Origin of the sequence: Microbacterium saccharophilum, assembly GCF_007992455.1 — a bacterium.
Lineage (GTDB): Bacteria > Actinomycetota > Actinomycetes > Actinomycetales > Microbacteriaceae > Microbacterium > Microbacterium saccharophilum.
In genome coordinates this window covers 186,293-198,716 of record NZ_BKAH01000004.1, presented here as the reverse complement: position 1 = coordinate 198,716, position 12,424 = coordinate 186,293, and the positions used below count along the sequence as shown (strand labels likewise).

The following is a 12,424-nucleotide window of genomic DNA, read 5'->3' as shown; positions in this document are numbered from 1 at the left end:
GGCCGCGGCTCTACAGTCGTGCGGCCGCGCGGAGCTCCTCGACGCGGTCCGTGCGCTCCCACGTGAAGTCGGGCAGTTCCCGGCCGAAGTGACCGTACGCGGCGGTCTGCGCGTAGATGGGGCGCAGGAGGTCGAGGTGCTCGATGATCGCGTGCGGTCGCAGGTCGAACACCTCGCGGATCGCGGCCGTGATGACCTCGTCCGCGACGTGGCCGGTGCCGAAGCTCTCCACGTAGAGTCCGACGGGCTTGGCCTTGCCGATGGCGTACGCGACCTGCACCTCGAGCCGGTCGGCCAGGCCCGCAGCGACGGCGTTCTTGGCGACCCAGCGCATGGCGTACGCGGCCGAGCGGTCGACCTTCGAGGGGTCCTTCCCGCTGAACGCGCCGCCGCCGTGGCGCGACGCGCCGCCGTAGGTGTCGATGATGATCTTCCGCCCGGTGAGACCGGCGTCGCCCTTCGGGCCGCCGATGACGAACGGCCCGGCCGGGTTGATGAAGTACTTCACATCGGGCATGTCGAGGCCCGTCTGCTCGAGGACCGGCTCGATGACCTCGGCGCGGATCGCGGCGCGCAGCGCCTTCTGCGAGATGTCCGGGTGGTGCTGCGTGGAGAGCACGACGGACTCGACCGTCTTGGGGACGGTGCCGTCGTAGCCGAGGGTCACCTGCGTCTTCCCGTCGGGCCGGAGGAACGGCAGGCTGCCGTCGCGGCGCACCTCGGACAGCCGCTCGGCGATGCGGTGCGCGGTCCAGATCGCCATCGGCATGAGCTGCGGGGTCTCGGTGGTCGCGTAGCCGAACATGATGCCCTGGTCGCCGGCGCCCTGCAGGTCGTGCGGGTCCTCCGAGCCGTCTTCGCGACGCTCGAACGCCTTGTCGACGCCCGCGGCGATGTCGGAGGACTGGGCGCCGATGGACACGCTCACGCCGCACGAGTCGCCGTCGAACCCGGTCTCGGAGGATGTGTAGCCGATGCGGTTGACGACGTCGCGCACGATCGCCGGGATCTCCACGTACGCGCTCGTGGAGACCTCGCCGGCCACGTGGACGAGACCCGTCGTCACGAGCGTCTCGACGGCGACCCGGCCGTCCGGGTCGTCGGTGAGGATCGCATCGAGGATGCTGTCGGAGATCTGGTCGCAGATCTTGTCCGGATGCCCCTCCGTGACGGACTCGGAGGTGAACAGGCGCAGCGGGGTCATCGGCTCTCCAGGAAACGGACGCGAACGGGTGCGGAAACCATCATGCCCGTGGGGCCTGACATGTCAGGGCACACGGGCATGGCGACGCCTTGCGGCGTCACAGAGTCACTCGGCCGGGCGAAGGCGGAGCTTGTCCTCGTGGATCTCGTGCATCGCGATCGTGAGCGGCTTGTCCTCGACGCTGGAGTCCACGAGCGGGCCCACGTTGTCGAACAGGTTCCCCTCGTGCAGGTCGGAGTAGTAGTCGTTGATCTGACGCGCGCGCTTGGATGCGTAGATGACGAGCTGGTACTTCGAGTCCACCTTGTCGAGCAGTGCGTCGATGGGCGGGTCGATGATGCCCTGGTTCGTTCCGGCCATGGCGAAACCTCCTGGATCGGATGTCATGGGAAAGATCGTGGCGCGGCGGCGCCGCGGCATCCCACCAGTCTACCGGACGGGCGGGCGTCACCGCGCGAGGGCGGCGACCTCCTCGGCGGCACGGGCGACCTCGTCGTTGACGACGAGGTAGTCGAACTCCCCCTGCGCGGCGAGCTCACGGCGGGCGGTGCGGAGGCGCCGGGCGCGCTCCTCCTCGTCCTCCGTGCCCCGGCCGACGAGCCGCTGGACCAGCTCGTCCCAGCTCGGCGGCAGGAGGAAGACCAGCGTGGCGTCCGGCGCAGCGGCACGCACCTGCCGAGCGCCCTGCAGGTCGATCTCCAGCAGAACGGTGCGTCCTTCCGCGAGGGCGGCGTCGATCGGGGCCTTCGGCGTGCCGTAGCGGTGCGTGTTGTGCACCGTCGCGTTCTCGAGGAGCGCGCCGGAGGCGATGAGACGGTCGAACTCGGCATCGTCGACGAAGAAATAGTGCTCCCCCTCGACCTCCCCCGGCCGCGGCGTCCGCGTCGTCGCGGAGACGGACAGCAGGATGCCGGGGTGGTGCGCCTTGATGTGCGCGGCGACGGTGCCCTTCCCGACGGCCGTGGGGCCGGCGAGCACGAGCAGACGGCTGCGGCCGGCGCGCGGCGCGGGCTCCGGCCAGCGCCGGTCGAGGAAGGCCTGCAGCGCGACCCGCTGCCGGGTGCCGAGACCCCCGAGCCGCTTGACGGGCGAGATGCCGAGTTCGGCGAGGATGCGGTCGCGCTTGCCCTCCCCGATCGCCGGGATCGCGGTGAGGAACTCCGGCACCCGCATGGCACCGGCCGGCGACGCCGGGTCGGCGAGGGCGCGCCGCAGCAGCTCCTGCGGCGTGATGACGCGGGTCGAGACGTCGCGCTTGAGCGACGCGCGCTCGCGGCGGGCGGCGACGGCGCGCCGCGATGCCGCGGCCCGGTCGACCTCGGGGGGACGCTGTCCGTCAGCCACGGCGGTTCTCCTGCAGTTCTGCGTTGTGCGCGTCGATCGCGGCGACGAGACCGTCCGGTCCCGCGCCGAGGATGCTGCGGCTCGCCGAGGCGAGCACCTGCGGCGCGAGCGCGCCGAAGAGGCGGTCGAGGTCGGCCAGGCGCGCGCCCTGCGCGCCGAAGCCCGGCGCGAGGATCGGCGCACCGCCGAGCGTCTCGGTCCGCAGGCCCAGTTCGTCGCGGTCGATCGTGGCGCCGACGACGAAGCCGACCGGGCCGAGCGCGTCGCCCTCCACGACGCCGAAGCGGTTCGCCGCTCCGGCGTGGGAGGCGACCCAGTCGGCGACCGTCTGCCCGCGCTCGGCGTCGACGACCGTGACCTCGGCCGACTGCAGTCCGAGCGCCTCGGGGTTGCTCGTCGCGGCGAGGACGAAGACGCCCTTGCCGCCGCGGACGGCGTGCGCGATCGTGCCGCGCAGCGAGTCGGGGCCCAGGTACGGGCTCACCGTCACGGCGTCCGCCTCCAGCGGCGACCCCGGGGCGAGCCACGCCTGCGCGTACGCGTCCATGGTCGAGCCGATGTCGCCGCGTTTCGCGTCGGCGATGACGAGCAGGCCCGCCTCGCGTGCCGCGCGCAGGACGTCCTCGAGGGCGGCGAAGCCCGCCGAGCCGTACTGCTCGAAGAACGCCACCTGCGGCTTCACGACGGCGACGCGCCCCGCCGCCGCGTCGACCACGCGCAGGCCGAAGTCGCGCGCGCCGGCGGCCGTGGCATCCAGCCCCCACTCCTCGAGCAGCGCGGCGTGCGGGTCGATGCCGACGCACAGCCGGCCGCGCTCCGTCATGGCGGCGTGCAGGCGCCCGCCGAATCCGCTCACGCCGACGCCGCCCGGTCGGCGGCGTACTCCTGGAGGCTCCGCACGCGGAACCCCTCGCGGAGGACGGGGAGGGCGCTGACGGCCGCGCCGAGCACGGCCATGGTCGTGAACAGCGCCTTGTCGCCGGCGACCGCCGCGGCCCGGATCTCGTAGCCGTCGGCGCGTGCGATGCCGCCGGAGGGCGTGTTGACGATGATGTCGATCTCGCCCGCGTTGATGAGGTCGACGACGTTCACCTCGCCGGAGTCGTGGGTCGCGGAGTACTTGTTCACGACCTCCACGCGGATGCCGTTGCGCGCCAGGATCTCCGCCGTGCCCTCGGTCGCGACGAGGCGGAAGCCGAGCTCCTGCAGCCGGTGCGCGGGCAGGATCACGGCGCGCTTGTCGTCGTCGGCCACCGAGAGGAACACGGTGCCGGAGGTCGGCATCCCGCCGTATGCGGCGGCCTGGCTCTTCGCGAACGCCGTCGGGAAGTCGCGGTCGATGCCCATGACCTCGCCCGTGGAGCGCATCTCCGGGCCGAGCACGGAGTCCACCGTGTGCCCGTCGGCGGTGCGGAACCGCTTGAACGGCAGCACGGCCTCCTTGACGGCGACCGGGGCGTCCAGCGGCACCCGGGAGCCGTCCTGCGCGGGCAGCAGCCCCTCGTCCTTCAGCTCGGCGATCGTGGCGCCGGCCATGATGCGGGCGGCGGCCTTCGCGAGCGGGATGCCGAGCGCCTTGGAGACGAACGGGACGGTGCGCGACGCGCGCGGGTTGGCCTCGATGACGTAGAGCACGCCGGCCGACACCGCGAACTGCACATTGAGGAGGCCGCGGACGCCCACGCCCTTCGCGATCGCGAGGGTCGCGATGCGGACGCGGTCGATCTCGTTGCGGCCGAGCGACATCGGCGGAAGGGTGCAGCTGGAGTCGCCGGAGTGGATGCCGGCCTCCTCGAGGTGCTCCATGACACCGCCGATGTACAGCTCCTCGCCGTCGTACAGCGCGTCGACGTCGATCTCCACGGCGTCGTCGAGGAACCGGTCCACGAGCAGCGGCGCACCTTCGCCGATGATCGCCTGGTCGGCGACGCGGACGAAGTAGTCGCGGAGGCTGTCGGTGTCGTACACGATCTCCATGCCGCGGCCGCCGAGCACGAAGCTCGGGCGCACGAGCACGGGGTAGCCGATCTCCTCGGCGATGACGATCGCGCCGGCCTCGTCGGTGGCGGTGCCGTGCCGCGGGGCGACGAGCCCGGCCTCGGCGAGGAGCCCGGAGAACAGGCTCCGCTCCTCCGCCATGTCGATGGCGGCCGGCTGGGTGCCGAGGATCGGGTAGCCGGCGGCCTCGATGCCCTTCGCGAGGCCCAGCGGTGTCTGCCCGCCGAGCTGGCAGATGACGCCGAGGATCTCACCGGAGCGGGCCTCCGCGTGCAGCACCTCGAGGACGTCCTCGAGGGTCAGCGGCTCGAAGTACAGCCGGTCGGAGGTGTCGTAGTCGGTGGACACCGTCTCGGGGTTGCAGTTGACCATGACGGTCTCGTACCCCGCGTCGGACAGCGCGAACGAGGCGTGCACGCACGAGTAGTCGAACTCGACGCCCTGGCCGATCCGGTTGGGTCCGGAGCCGATGATCACGATCTTCCGGCGCTCCGACGGCGTCACCTCGGTCTCGGCGTCGTAGGAGGAGTAGTGGTACGGCGTCTGGGCCGGGAACTCCCCCGCGCAGGTGTCGACGGTCTTGTAGACCGGGCGGATGCCGAGCCCGTGCCGGATCCCGCGCACCTCGGCCTCGTCCAGGCCCCGCAGCTGCGCGATCTGCGCGTCGCTGAAGCCGTGATCCTTCGCGATGCGGATCGTCGCGGCATCCAGCTCTGCGGCCGCGGCGATGAACTCGGCGACCTCGTTGATGAGGATCATCTGGTCGAGGAACCAGGCGTCGATCTTCGTGGCCTCGAAGGCCTGTTCCAGGGTCGCGCCCTTGCGGAGCGCCTGCTGGAGCACGACGATGCGACCGTCGGTGGGCTTCCTCGCGACCTCCAGCAGCTCCTCCATCGACCGCGGCTCGTCGCCCCAGTGGAAACTGGAGCCGCGCTTCTCGAGCGAGCGCAGCGCCTTCTGCAGCGCCGTGGCGTAGTTGCGGCCGATGGCCATGGCCTCGCCGACGGACTTCATCGTGGTGGTGAGCGTCGTGTCGGCGTTCGGGAACTTCTCGAAGTTGAACCGCGGCACCTTGACGACGACGTAGTCCAGCGTCGGCTCGAAGCTCGCCGGCGTCACCTTCGTGATGTCGTTGGGGATCTCGTCGAGGCGGTAGCCGATCGCGAGCTTCGCGGCGATCTTCGCGATCGGGAAGCCGGTGGCCTTGGACGCGAGCGCCGAGGAGCGCGAGACGCGGGGGTTCATCTCGATGACGATGATGCGGCCGGTGGCCGGGTCGACGGCGAACTGGATGTTGCACCCGCCGGTGTCGACGCCGACGGCGCGGATGATGTCGATCCCGATGTCGCGGAGCTTCTGGTACTCGCGGTCGGTGAGGGTGAGGGCCGGGGCGACGGTGATGGAGTCGCCGGTGTGCACGCCGACGGGGTCGACGTTCTCGATGGAGCAGACGACGACGGTGTTGTCGGCCGTGTCGCGCATGAGCTCGAGCTCGTACTCCTTCCAGCCGAGGATCGACTCCTCCAGGAGCACCTCGGTCGTCGGGGAGTCGCGCAGGCCCGCGCCGGCGATCCGGCGGAGGTCGTTCTCGTCGTAGGCGAAGCCGGAGCCGAGGCCGCCCATCGTGAAGGACGGCCGGACGACGAGCGGGTAGCCGAGCTCGGCGGCACCGGCGAGCACCTCGTCCATCGTGTGGCAGATGCGGCTGTCGGCGACGTCGGCGCCGGCGTCCAGCACGAGCTGCTTGAAGATCTGCCGGTCCTCGCCCTTGTTGATGGCCTCGAAGTTCGCGCCGATGAGCTCGATGTCGTACTTCTCGAGGACCCCGTGGTTGTGCAGGTCGATCGCGGCGTTCAGGGCCGTCTGGCCGCCGAGGGTCGGCAGGATCGCGTCCGGGCGCTCCTTCGCGATGATCGTCTCGATCACCTGCCAGGTGATCGGCTCGATGTAGGTCGCGTCGGCGAAGTCGGGATCGGTCATGATCGTCGCCGGGTTGGAGTTGACGAGGATGACGCGGACGCCCTCCTCGCGCAGCACGCGGCACGCCTGGGTGCCGGAGTAGTCGAACTCGCAGGCCTGGCCGATGACGATGGGGCCGGAGCCGATGACGAGGACGGAGCGGATGTCGTCGCGCTTGGGCACTAGTTCTTGTCCTTCAGGGTCGACACGACGAGGTCGCGGAAGCGGTCGAACAGGTAGTTGGCGTCGTGGGGTCCGGCCGCCGACTCGGGGTGGTACTGCACCGAGAACGCCGGGATGTCGAGGGCGCGCAGGCCCTCCACGACGTTGTCGTTGAGGTCCACGTGGCTGACCTCGACACGCCCGTAGCCGTTCGGGCTGTCCGTGACGCCCTCGATCGGCGCGTCGACGGCGAAGCCGTGGTTGTGCGCCGTGATCTCGACGCGCCCGGTCTGCTTGTCCAGCACCGGCTGGTTGATGCCGCGGTGCCCGAAGGGCAGCTTGTAGGTCCCGAAGCCGAGCGCGCGTCCGAGCAGCTGGTTGCCGAAGCAGATGCCGAAGAACGGCAGCCGCTCGTCCAGGACGGCGCGCAGCAGGTTCACATGGTCGTCGGAGGCGGCCGGGTCGCCGGGGCCGTTGGAGTAGAACACGGCGACCGGGTCGATCGCGCGGATCTCGTCGATCGTGACGCTCTGCGGGAGCACGTGCACGTCGAACCCGCGCGCCGCGAGGTTCGTGACGGTGGACTGCTTGACGCCGAGGTCCAGGACGGCGAGATTGCCGAGGCGCTCGCCGACGGCGGGGGTCACCTGCGCCTCGGAGACCGAGACGGCGGCGGACAGGTTCTGGCCGGCCATCTGCGGCGCCTCGCGCACCATGCGCAGCTGCTCGTCGGCCGCCAGGTCTGCGGACGCGCCGGAGAACACGCCGCCGCGCATCGACCCGGCGGAGCGGATGTGCCGAGTGACGGCGCGGGTGTCGATGCCGCTGATGCCGACGATCCCGTCGCGCTCGAGGGCATCGTCGAGGGACTCCTGGGCGCGCCAGTTCGACACGACGCGCGAGGGGTCGCGGACGATGTAGCCGGCGACCCAGATGCGCCGCGACTCGGGGTCGTCGTCGTTCATGCCCGTGTTGCCGATGTGCGGCGCGGTCTGCAGCACGATCTGGCCGGCGTAGGACGGGTCGGTGAGGGTCTCCTGGTAGCCGGTCATGCCGGTGGAGAAGACGACCTCGCCGAGGGTCACGCCGCGCGCGCCGTACGCGCGGCCGGTGTGGCGGGTGCCGTCCTCGAGGACGAGGACGGCGGGGTCGGTGGTGAAGCTCATGCGTCGGTTCCCGTCGGGGTGGTGGAAGTCGGTGCGGGCAGGATGCCGGCGATGGCGTCGACGACGGCGCGCGAGGACGCGTCCTGCGCCCGCAGGTACGTGTCGACGAGCGTCCGGTCCGGGGTGTCGGCCGCGGCGTGCCAGGCGAGGCGGACGAGTCCGTCCTTCTCCACGACGCGGTCGATCGCGACCGTCGCCTGCCCGACCGATGCGATGCGCTCCAGGGAGAGGAACAGACGCGGCTGGCCGGTGAGGTCCAGCGCGACGCCGAGGTCGGTGACCGTCACCGTGACGCGGGAGCGGAAGCCGAGCCCGCGGATGGCGAGGCGCTCGAGCGGCTCGTCGTGTCGCGTGGTGGCCACGTAGAGGCCGTGGAAGACCGCGCGGGTCGCCGCGCCCGCCGGGATCTCGCCGAGCGGCGCCGCCAGCGCGCTGTCCCGCCGCGTTCGTCGGATCCACGCCCAGACGCCGAGCCCGAGCAGGACGACGGCGAGGGCGATGAAGATCAGGACGGCGGTTTCGCGGGTCATGCGCGTGCTTCCTCGCGGACGATGCCGCGTTCGACGGTGGGGGTGCCCCGGAAGAACGTCCACAGCACCTGCCCGGGCAGGTCGCGGCCGACGTAGGGCGAGTTGGTGCTGCGCCCGTGCAGGTCCTCGCGCGTGAACGCGCGCACCGGCGTGGGGTCGTACAGGGTGAGGGATGCCGGGGCGCCGGCGACGAGCGGGGTGCCGGCGCCGTCGAGACGGCCGATGCGCGCCGGCGCCGCGGACATGACGCGGGCGACGTCCGACCAGTCGAGCAGGCCGGTGTCCACGACGGCCTGCTGCACGACGCGGAGCGCGGACTCGAGACCCACCATGCCGTTCGCGGCGGCCTGCCATTCGCAGGACTTCGCCTCGGCGGGGTGCGGGGCGTGGTCGGTCGCGACGATGTCGATCGTCCCGTCGGCGAGCCCTTCCCGGACGGCCTGCACGTCCTCGTCGCGGCGCAGCGGCGGGTTGACCTTGAAGCGGGCGTCGTAGCCGCGGACGAGATCCTCGGTCAGGAGCAGGTGGTGCGGGGTCGCCTCGGCGGTGACGTTGACGCCGCGCTTCTTGGCCCAGCGGATGATGTCGACGGAGCCCGCGGTGGAGAGGTGGCAGACATGCAGGCGGGAGCCGACGTGCTCGGCGAGGAGCACGTCGCGGGCGATGATCGACTCCTCGGCGACGGCCGGCCAGCCGGCGAGACCCAGCTCGGCCGAGACGGTGCCCTCGTTCATCTGGGCGCCCTCGGTGAGCCGCGGGTCCTGCGCGTGCTGGGCGACGACGCCGTCGAAGGCCTTCACGTATTCCAGGGCCCGCCGCATGATGAGCGGGTCGAAGACGCAGAATCCGTCGTCGCTGAACACGCGGACGCGGGCGCGGGAGGAGGCCATGGCGCCGAGTTCGGCGAGCCGCTCCCCCTTCTGCCCGACCGTGACGGCGCCGATCGGCTGCACGTGGACGTAGCCGGCGGCCTCGCCGAGGGCGAGCTCCTGCTCGACGACACCGGCCGTGTCGGCCACCGGCGACGTGTTCGGCATCGCGAACACCGTCGTGTAGCCGCCGGCGGCGGCGGCGCGGGAGCCGCTGAGGATCGTCTCGGACGCCTCGTAGCCGGGCTCGCGGAGATGCGTGTGCATGTCGACGAGACCGGGCAGGGCGAGGAGCCCGTCGGCATCCACGACCCGCGCGCCGGCGCGGCTGAGGCCGGTGCCGATCTCGTCGATGCGTCCGTCGGCGATCACGAGGTCGGATGCCGCCCCGTCGATGCGGGCTCCGCGGATCAGGATGGTCTCGGTCACCGTGCGGCCTCCTCTGCGTTCGTCGTGTCCCGCTCGCCCGCCAGCAGCAGGTACAGCGCCGCCATGCGCACCGAGACGCCGTTCGCGACCTGTTCGAGCACGGTCGAGCGCGGGGAATCGGCGGCGTCGGCGGAGATCTCCAGGCCCCGGTTCATGGGACCGGGGTGCATGACAATGCTATCCGCCGGAAGGGATGCCACGCGCCGCGCGTCCAGACCCCAGCGGCGGGAATACTCCCGTTCAGTGGGGAAATAGGCGGCGTTCATGCGTTCCAGCTGGATGCGGAGCATCATGACCGCGTCCGGGCCGGCGGCGAGGGCGTCGTCGAGGTCGTAGCGGATGCGGGCCGGCCACGCCGAGACGTCCTGCGGCACGAGGGTCGGCGGGGCGACGAGGGTCACGTCGGCGCCGAGCGTCGACAGCAGCCACACGTTGGAGCGGGCGACCCGGGAGTGCAGGATGTCGCCGACGATCGTGACGGCGACGCCCGTGAGGTCGCGGCCGCGGCTGTCCGCGCCGAAGCGCCGCTTGCGGATCGTGAAGGCGTCGAGCAGCGCCTGCGTGGGGTGCTCGTGCGTGCCGTCGCCCGCGTTGACGACGCCCGCGGAGATCCAGCCGCTCGTGGCGAGGGTCTGCGGGGCGCCGGAGGCGCCGTGGCGGATGACGACGGCATCCGCGCCCATGGCCTGCAGCGTCTGCGCGGTGTCCTGCAGCGACTCCCCCTTCGACACCGACGATCCCTTCGCGGAGAAGTTGATGACGTCGGCGGAGAGGCGCTTGGCGGCGGCTTCGAAGGAGATGCGGGTGCGCGTGGAGTCCTCGAAGAAGAGGTTCACGACGGTCTTGCCGCGCAGCGTCGGGAGCTTCTTGATCTCACGGGTCTGCGTGTCGCGCATGTCCTCGGCGACGTCCAGGATGCGCAGGGCGTCGTGGCGGGAGAGGGTCTTGGTGTCCAGCAGGTGCCTCATGAGGCGATCGTCACCTCCTCGGCGCCGTCGACCTCGGCGAGGAGGACGTTGACGCGCTCCTGGCGGGCACTGGGCAGGTTCTTGCCGACGAAGTCGGGCCGGATGGGGAGCTCCCGGTGGCCGCGGTCGACGAGGATCGCGAGGCGCACCGCGGCGGGGCGCCCGATGTCCTGCAGGGCGTCGAGGGCGGCGCGGATTGAGCGTCCGGAGAAGAGCACGTCGTCGACGAGGATGACGGTCTTGCCGTCGATGCCGCCGGCGGGGATCTGGGTGGGCTGGGGCGTCCGCGTCGGGTTCCGGTGCAGGTCGTCGCGGTACATCGTGATGTCCAGGGCGCCGCGGGGCACGGCCGCTCCCCCGAACTCGGAGACGAGCGCCGCGATGCGGTCGGCGAGGGCTACGCCGCGGGTGGGGATGCCGAGGATGACGAGGTCGTCGGGCCCCTTGTTGGACTCGAGGATCTCGTGGGAGATCCGAGTCAGGGCCCGGGCGATGTCAGCGGTGGACATCACGGTGCGGGGGTGCACGGTGGGCGTGCTCATCCGCGCTCCCTTCTCCGCCTCTCTGGACGGTGTTAAAGGTGGCTGCTTCCCTCGATGATAGTCCGCCTCTTGACACCTAGTGACGCTAGGCCTAGTGTCCCTAGGTATGAATAGCGAAGCACTCAAAGGTCATCTCGACCTGCTGGTCCTCGCGATCGTCTCGGGGGGACCGTTGCACGGCTACGGGGTCATCGAGCGACTGCGCGATCGCAGCGGCGGATCGTTCGACCTGGCCGAAGGCACGGTCTACCCCGTGCTGCACCGTCTGGAGCGGGCGGGCCTTCTCCAGCACGAATGGTCCGACACCTCGGGCCGCCGCCGGAAGCTCTACGCCCTGACGGCGCAGGGCCAGACCCGACTCGTCGAACAGCGCCAGGGGTGGCGCGAGTTCGTCGACGCCGTCGACTCGGTCCTGAGGAGGAACCCGTGGCCGCAGACAGCCTGATCGACGAGTACCTCCAGGTCCTCGGCACGGGCATGCACGGGCGGCGCGACCGCGCCGACCTGCTCGACGAGGTCGCCGACCACCTGCACTCCGCCGCCGAGCGGCTCGAAGCCGTCGGCGTCGACCCGGAGACCGCCCAGCGCCGCGCCCTGGCCCGTTTCGGCGAGCCGCGCCTGGTGGCAGGCCTCCTCACCTCCGTCCCATCGAAAGGAAACCTCGTGACCCTGTTCTTCTCGCGCCATCTCGGCGCAACCGCCGCTCTGGCCGCCGTCCTCTGGGCCGTCGCGTCGGTGGCCGCTCTGTATGGCTTCACGGACGTCGACGGCGCATGGACCTCCGACCGCTACCTGCTCTCGGCGATGCTCATCTCCGCCGCCTGCCTCGTCACGACGGCTGTGCTCGTCGGGATGAACCTCCGCGCAACCGGGGCGTTCGACGGCTCGACGATCGCGATCGCGGCGCTCGGAGTGCTCTTCGCTGCCGCGGCGCTCGTGCTCGCGTGGGCGATCATCTTCTGGCTGCCGCTGCTGGCGGCGGCCGTGACCTGGACCATGGCGCGCGCCCGGCGGGCGCACGCCGGCTCACGGACCTTCGTCCTCGTGCTGCTGGTCGCCGCCCCGCTCATCGGGATCGCGTCGATCGCGGTGACGCTGCTCGGTCAGTTCGCCGAGGCGAACCTCGAGTTCGCCGGCTGGGCGCTCGTGGCCGGCATGGGCGCCGTGCTCATCGCCGCGCTCGCCGATCTCGCGGTGCGCCTCGCGCGCCGGGTCTCCCGCGGGTACGCCGTTCCCGCCTGACGTCACGAGAA

At 71.5% G+C, this 12,424-nt stretch carries 12 protein-coding genes; 2 read left to right on the top strand and 10 right to left on the bottom strand.

Going from position 1 to position 12,424, the window contains the following annotated elements; translation table 11 throughout:
• Nucleotides 1–10 precede the first annotated feature (10 nt).
• From metK to pyrR, 10 genes are all read right to left on the bottom strand, one after another.
• Nucleotides 11–1,204, bottom strand: coding sequence for a methionine adenosyltransferase (metK, locus tag MSA03_RS06605; protein WP_028495728.1), 1,194 nt, complete (start codon nucleotides 1,202–1,204; stop codon nucleotides 11–13).
• A gap of 105 nt (nucleotides 1,205–1,309) precedes the next feature.
• Nucleotides 1,310–1,564 (bottom strand): DNA-directed RNA polymerase subunit omega, encoded by a 255-nt coding sequence (gene rpoZ / locus MSA03_RS06600; protein ID WP_028495727.1) that lies wholly within the window; start codon nucleotides 1,562–1,564, stop codon nucleotides 1,310–1,312.
• 87 nt (nucleotides 1,565–1,651) lie between these two features.
• Entirely contained in the window at nucleotides 1,652–2,548 is an 897-nt protein-coding gene (gene gmk, locus MSA03_RS06595; protein ID WP_147050088.1) for a guanylate kinase, read from the bottom strand.
• Nucleotides 2,541–3,404, bottom strand: coding sequence for an orotidine-5'-phosphate decarboxylase (pyrF, locus tag MSA03_RS06590; RefSeq protein WP_147050087.1), 864 nt, complete (start codon nucleotides 3,402–3,404; stop codon nucleotides 2,541–2,543). The genes gmk and pyrF overlap by 8 nt, the downstream gene beginning before the upstream one ends.
• Nucleotides 3,401–6,688 (bottom strand): carbamoyl-phosphate synthase large subunit, encoded by a 3,288-nt coding sequence (carB, locus tag MSA03_RS06585; protein ID WP_147050086.1) that lies wholly within the window; start codon nucleotides 6,686–6,688, stop codon nucleotides 3,401–3,403. The genes pyrF and carB overlap by 4 nt, the downstream gene beginning before the upstream one ends.
• Complete coding sequence (gene carA, locus MSA03_RS06580; protein WP_147050085.1) at nucleotides 6,688–7,833, bottom strand: glutamine-hydrolyzing carbamoyl-phosphate synthase small subunit; 1,146 nt, start codon at nucleotides 7,831–7,833, stop codon at nucleotides 6,688–6,690. Before carA ends, carB begins: the two co-directional genes overlap by 1 nt.
• Nucleotides 7,830–8,363, bottom strand: coding sequence for a PH-like domain-containing protein (locus tag MSA03_RS06575; RefSeq protein ID WP_147050084.1), 534 nt, complete (start codon nucleotides 8,361–8,363; stop codon nucleotides 7,830–7,832). Before MSA03_RS06575 ends, carA begins: the two co-directional genes overlap by 4 nt.
• Complete coding sequence (locus MSA03_RS06570; protein WP_147050083.1) at nucleotides 8,360–9,661, bottom strand: dihydroorotase; 1,302 nt, start codon at nucleotides 9,659–9,661, stop codon at nucleotides 8,360–8,362. Before MSA03_RS06570 ends, MSA03_RS06575 begins: the two co-directional genes overlap by 4 nt.
• Nucleotides 9,658–10,629: an aspartate carbamoyltransferase catalytic subunit gene (locus MSA03_RS06565; protein WP_147050082.1), complete on the bottom strand. Its 972-nt coding sequence runs from the start codon at nucleotides 10,627–10,629 to the stop codon at nucleotides 9,658–9,660. Before MSA03_RS06565 ends, MSA03_RS06570 begins: the two co-directional genes overlap by 4 nt.
• Nucleotides 10,626–11,171 carry a bifunctional pyr operon transcriptional regulator/uracil phosphoribosyltransferase PyrR gene (pyrR, locus tag MSA03_RS06560; RefSeq protein ID WP_028495719.1) on the bottom strand — a complete coding sequence of 182 codons (546 nt, stop codon included), beginning with the start codon at nucleotides 11,169–11,171 and terminating at the stop codon, nucleotides 10,626–10,628. Before pyrR ends, MSA03_RS06565 begins: the two co-directional genes overlap by 4 nt.
• Before the next feature lie 106 nt (nucleotides 11,172–11,277).
• Here pyrR and MSA03_RS06555 point away from each other — a divergent pair, with 106 nt between their 5' ends.
• A complete protein-coding gene (locus MSA03_RS06555) occupies nucleotides 11,278–11,616 on the top strand; it encodes a PadR family transcriptional regulator (RefSeq protein ID WP_147050081.1) in 339 nt (112 codons plus the stop codon).
• The gene (locus MSA03_RS06550) at nucleotides 11,598–12,413 is read left to right on the top strand and encodes a permease prefix domain 1-containing protein (protein WP_147050080.1); all 816 of its coding nucleotides are present in this window, start codon (nucleotides 11,598–11,600) and stop codon (nucleotides 12,411–12,413) included. The genes MSA03_RS06555 and MSA03_RS06550 overlap by 19 nt, the downstream gene beginning before the upstream one ends.
• Nucleotides 12,414–12,424: the final 11 nt, after the last annotated feature.

What these genes read in the sequence shown, in the direction of transcription:
- pyrR (WP_028495719.1), bottom strand. Translation starts at nt 11,171, where the DNA reads ATGAGCACGCCCACCGTGCACCCCCGCACCGTGATGTCCACCGCTGAC.
- carA (WP_147050085.1), bottom strand. Translation starts at nt 7,833, where the DNA reads ATGAGCTTCACCACCGACCCCGCCGTCCTCGTCCTCGAGGACGGCACC.
- metK (WP_028495728.1), bottom strand. Translation starts at nt 1,204, where the DNA reads ATGACCCCGCTGCGCCTGTTCACCTCCGAGTCCGTCACGGAGGGGCAT.
- MSA03_RS06565 (WP_147050082.1), bottom strand. Translation starts at nt 10,629, where the DNA reads ATGAGGCACCTGCTGGACACCAAGACCCTCTCCCGCCACGACGCCCTG.
- MSA03_RS06555 (WP_147050081.1), top strand. Translation starts at nt 11,278, where the DNA reads ATGAATAGCGAAGCACTCAAAGGTCATCTCGACCTGCTGGTCCTCGCG.
- MSA03_RS06575 (WP_147050084.1), bottom strand. Translation starts at nt 8,363, where the DNA reads ATGACCCGCGAAACCGCCGTCCTGATCTTCATCGCCCTCGCCGTCGTC.
- rpoZ (WP_028495727.1), bottom strand. Translation starts at nt 1,564, where the DNA reads ATGGCCGGAACGAACCAGGGCATCATCGACCCGCCCATCGACGCACTG.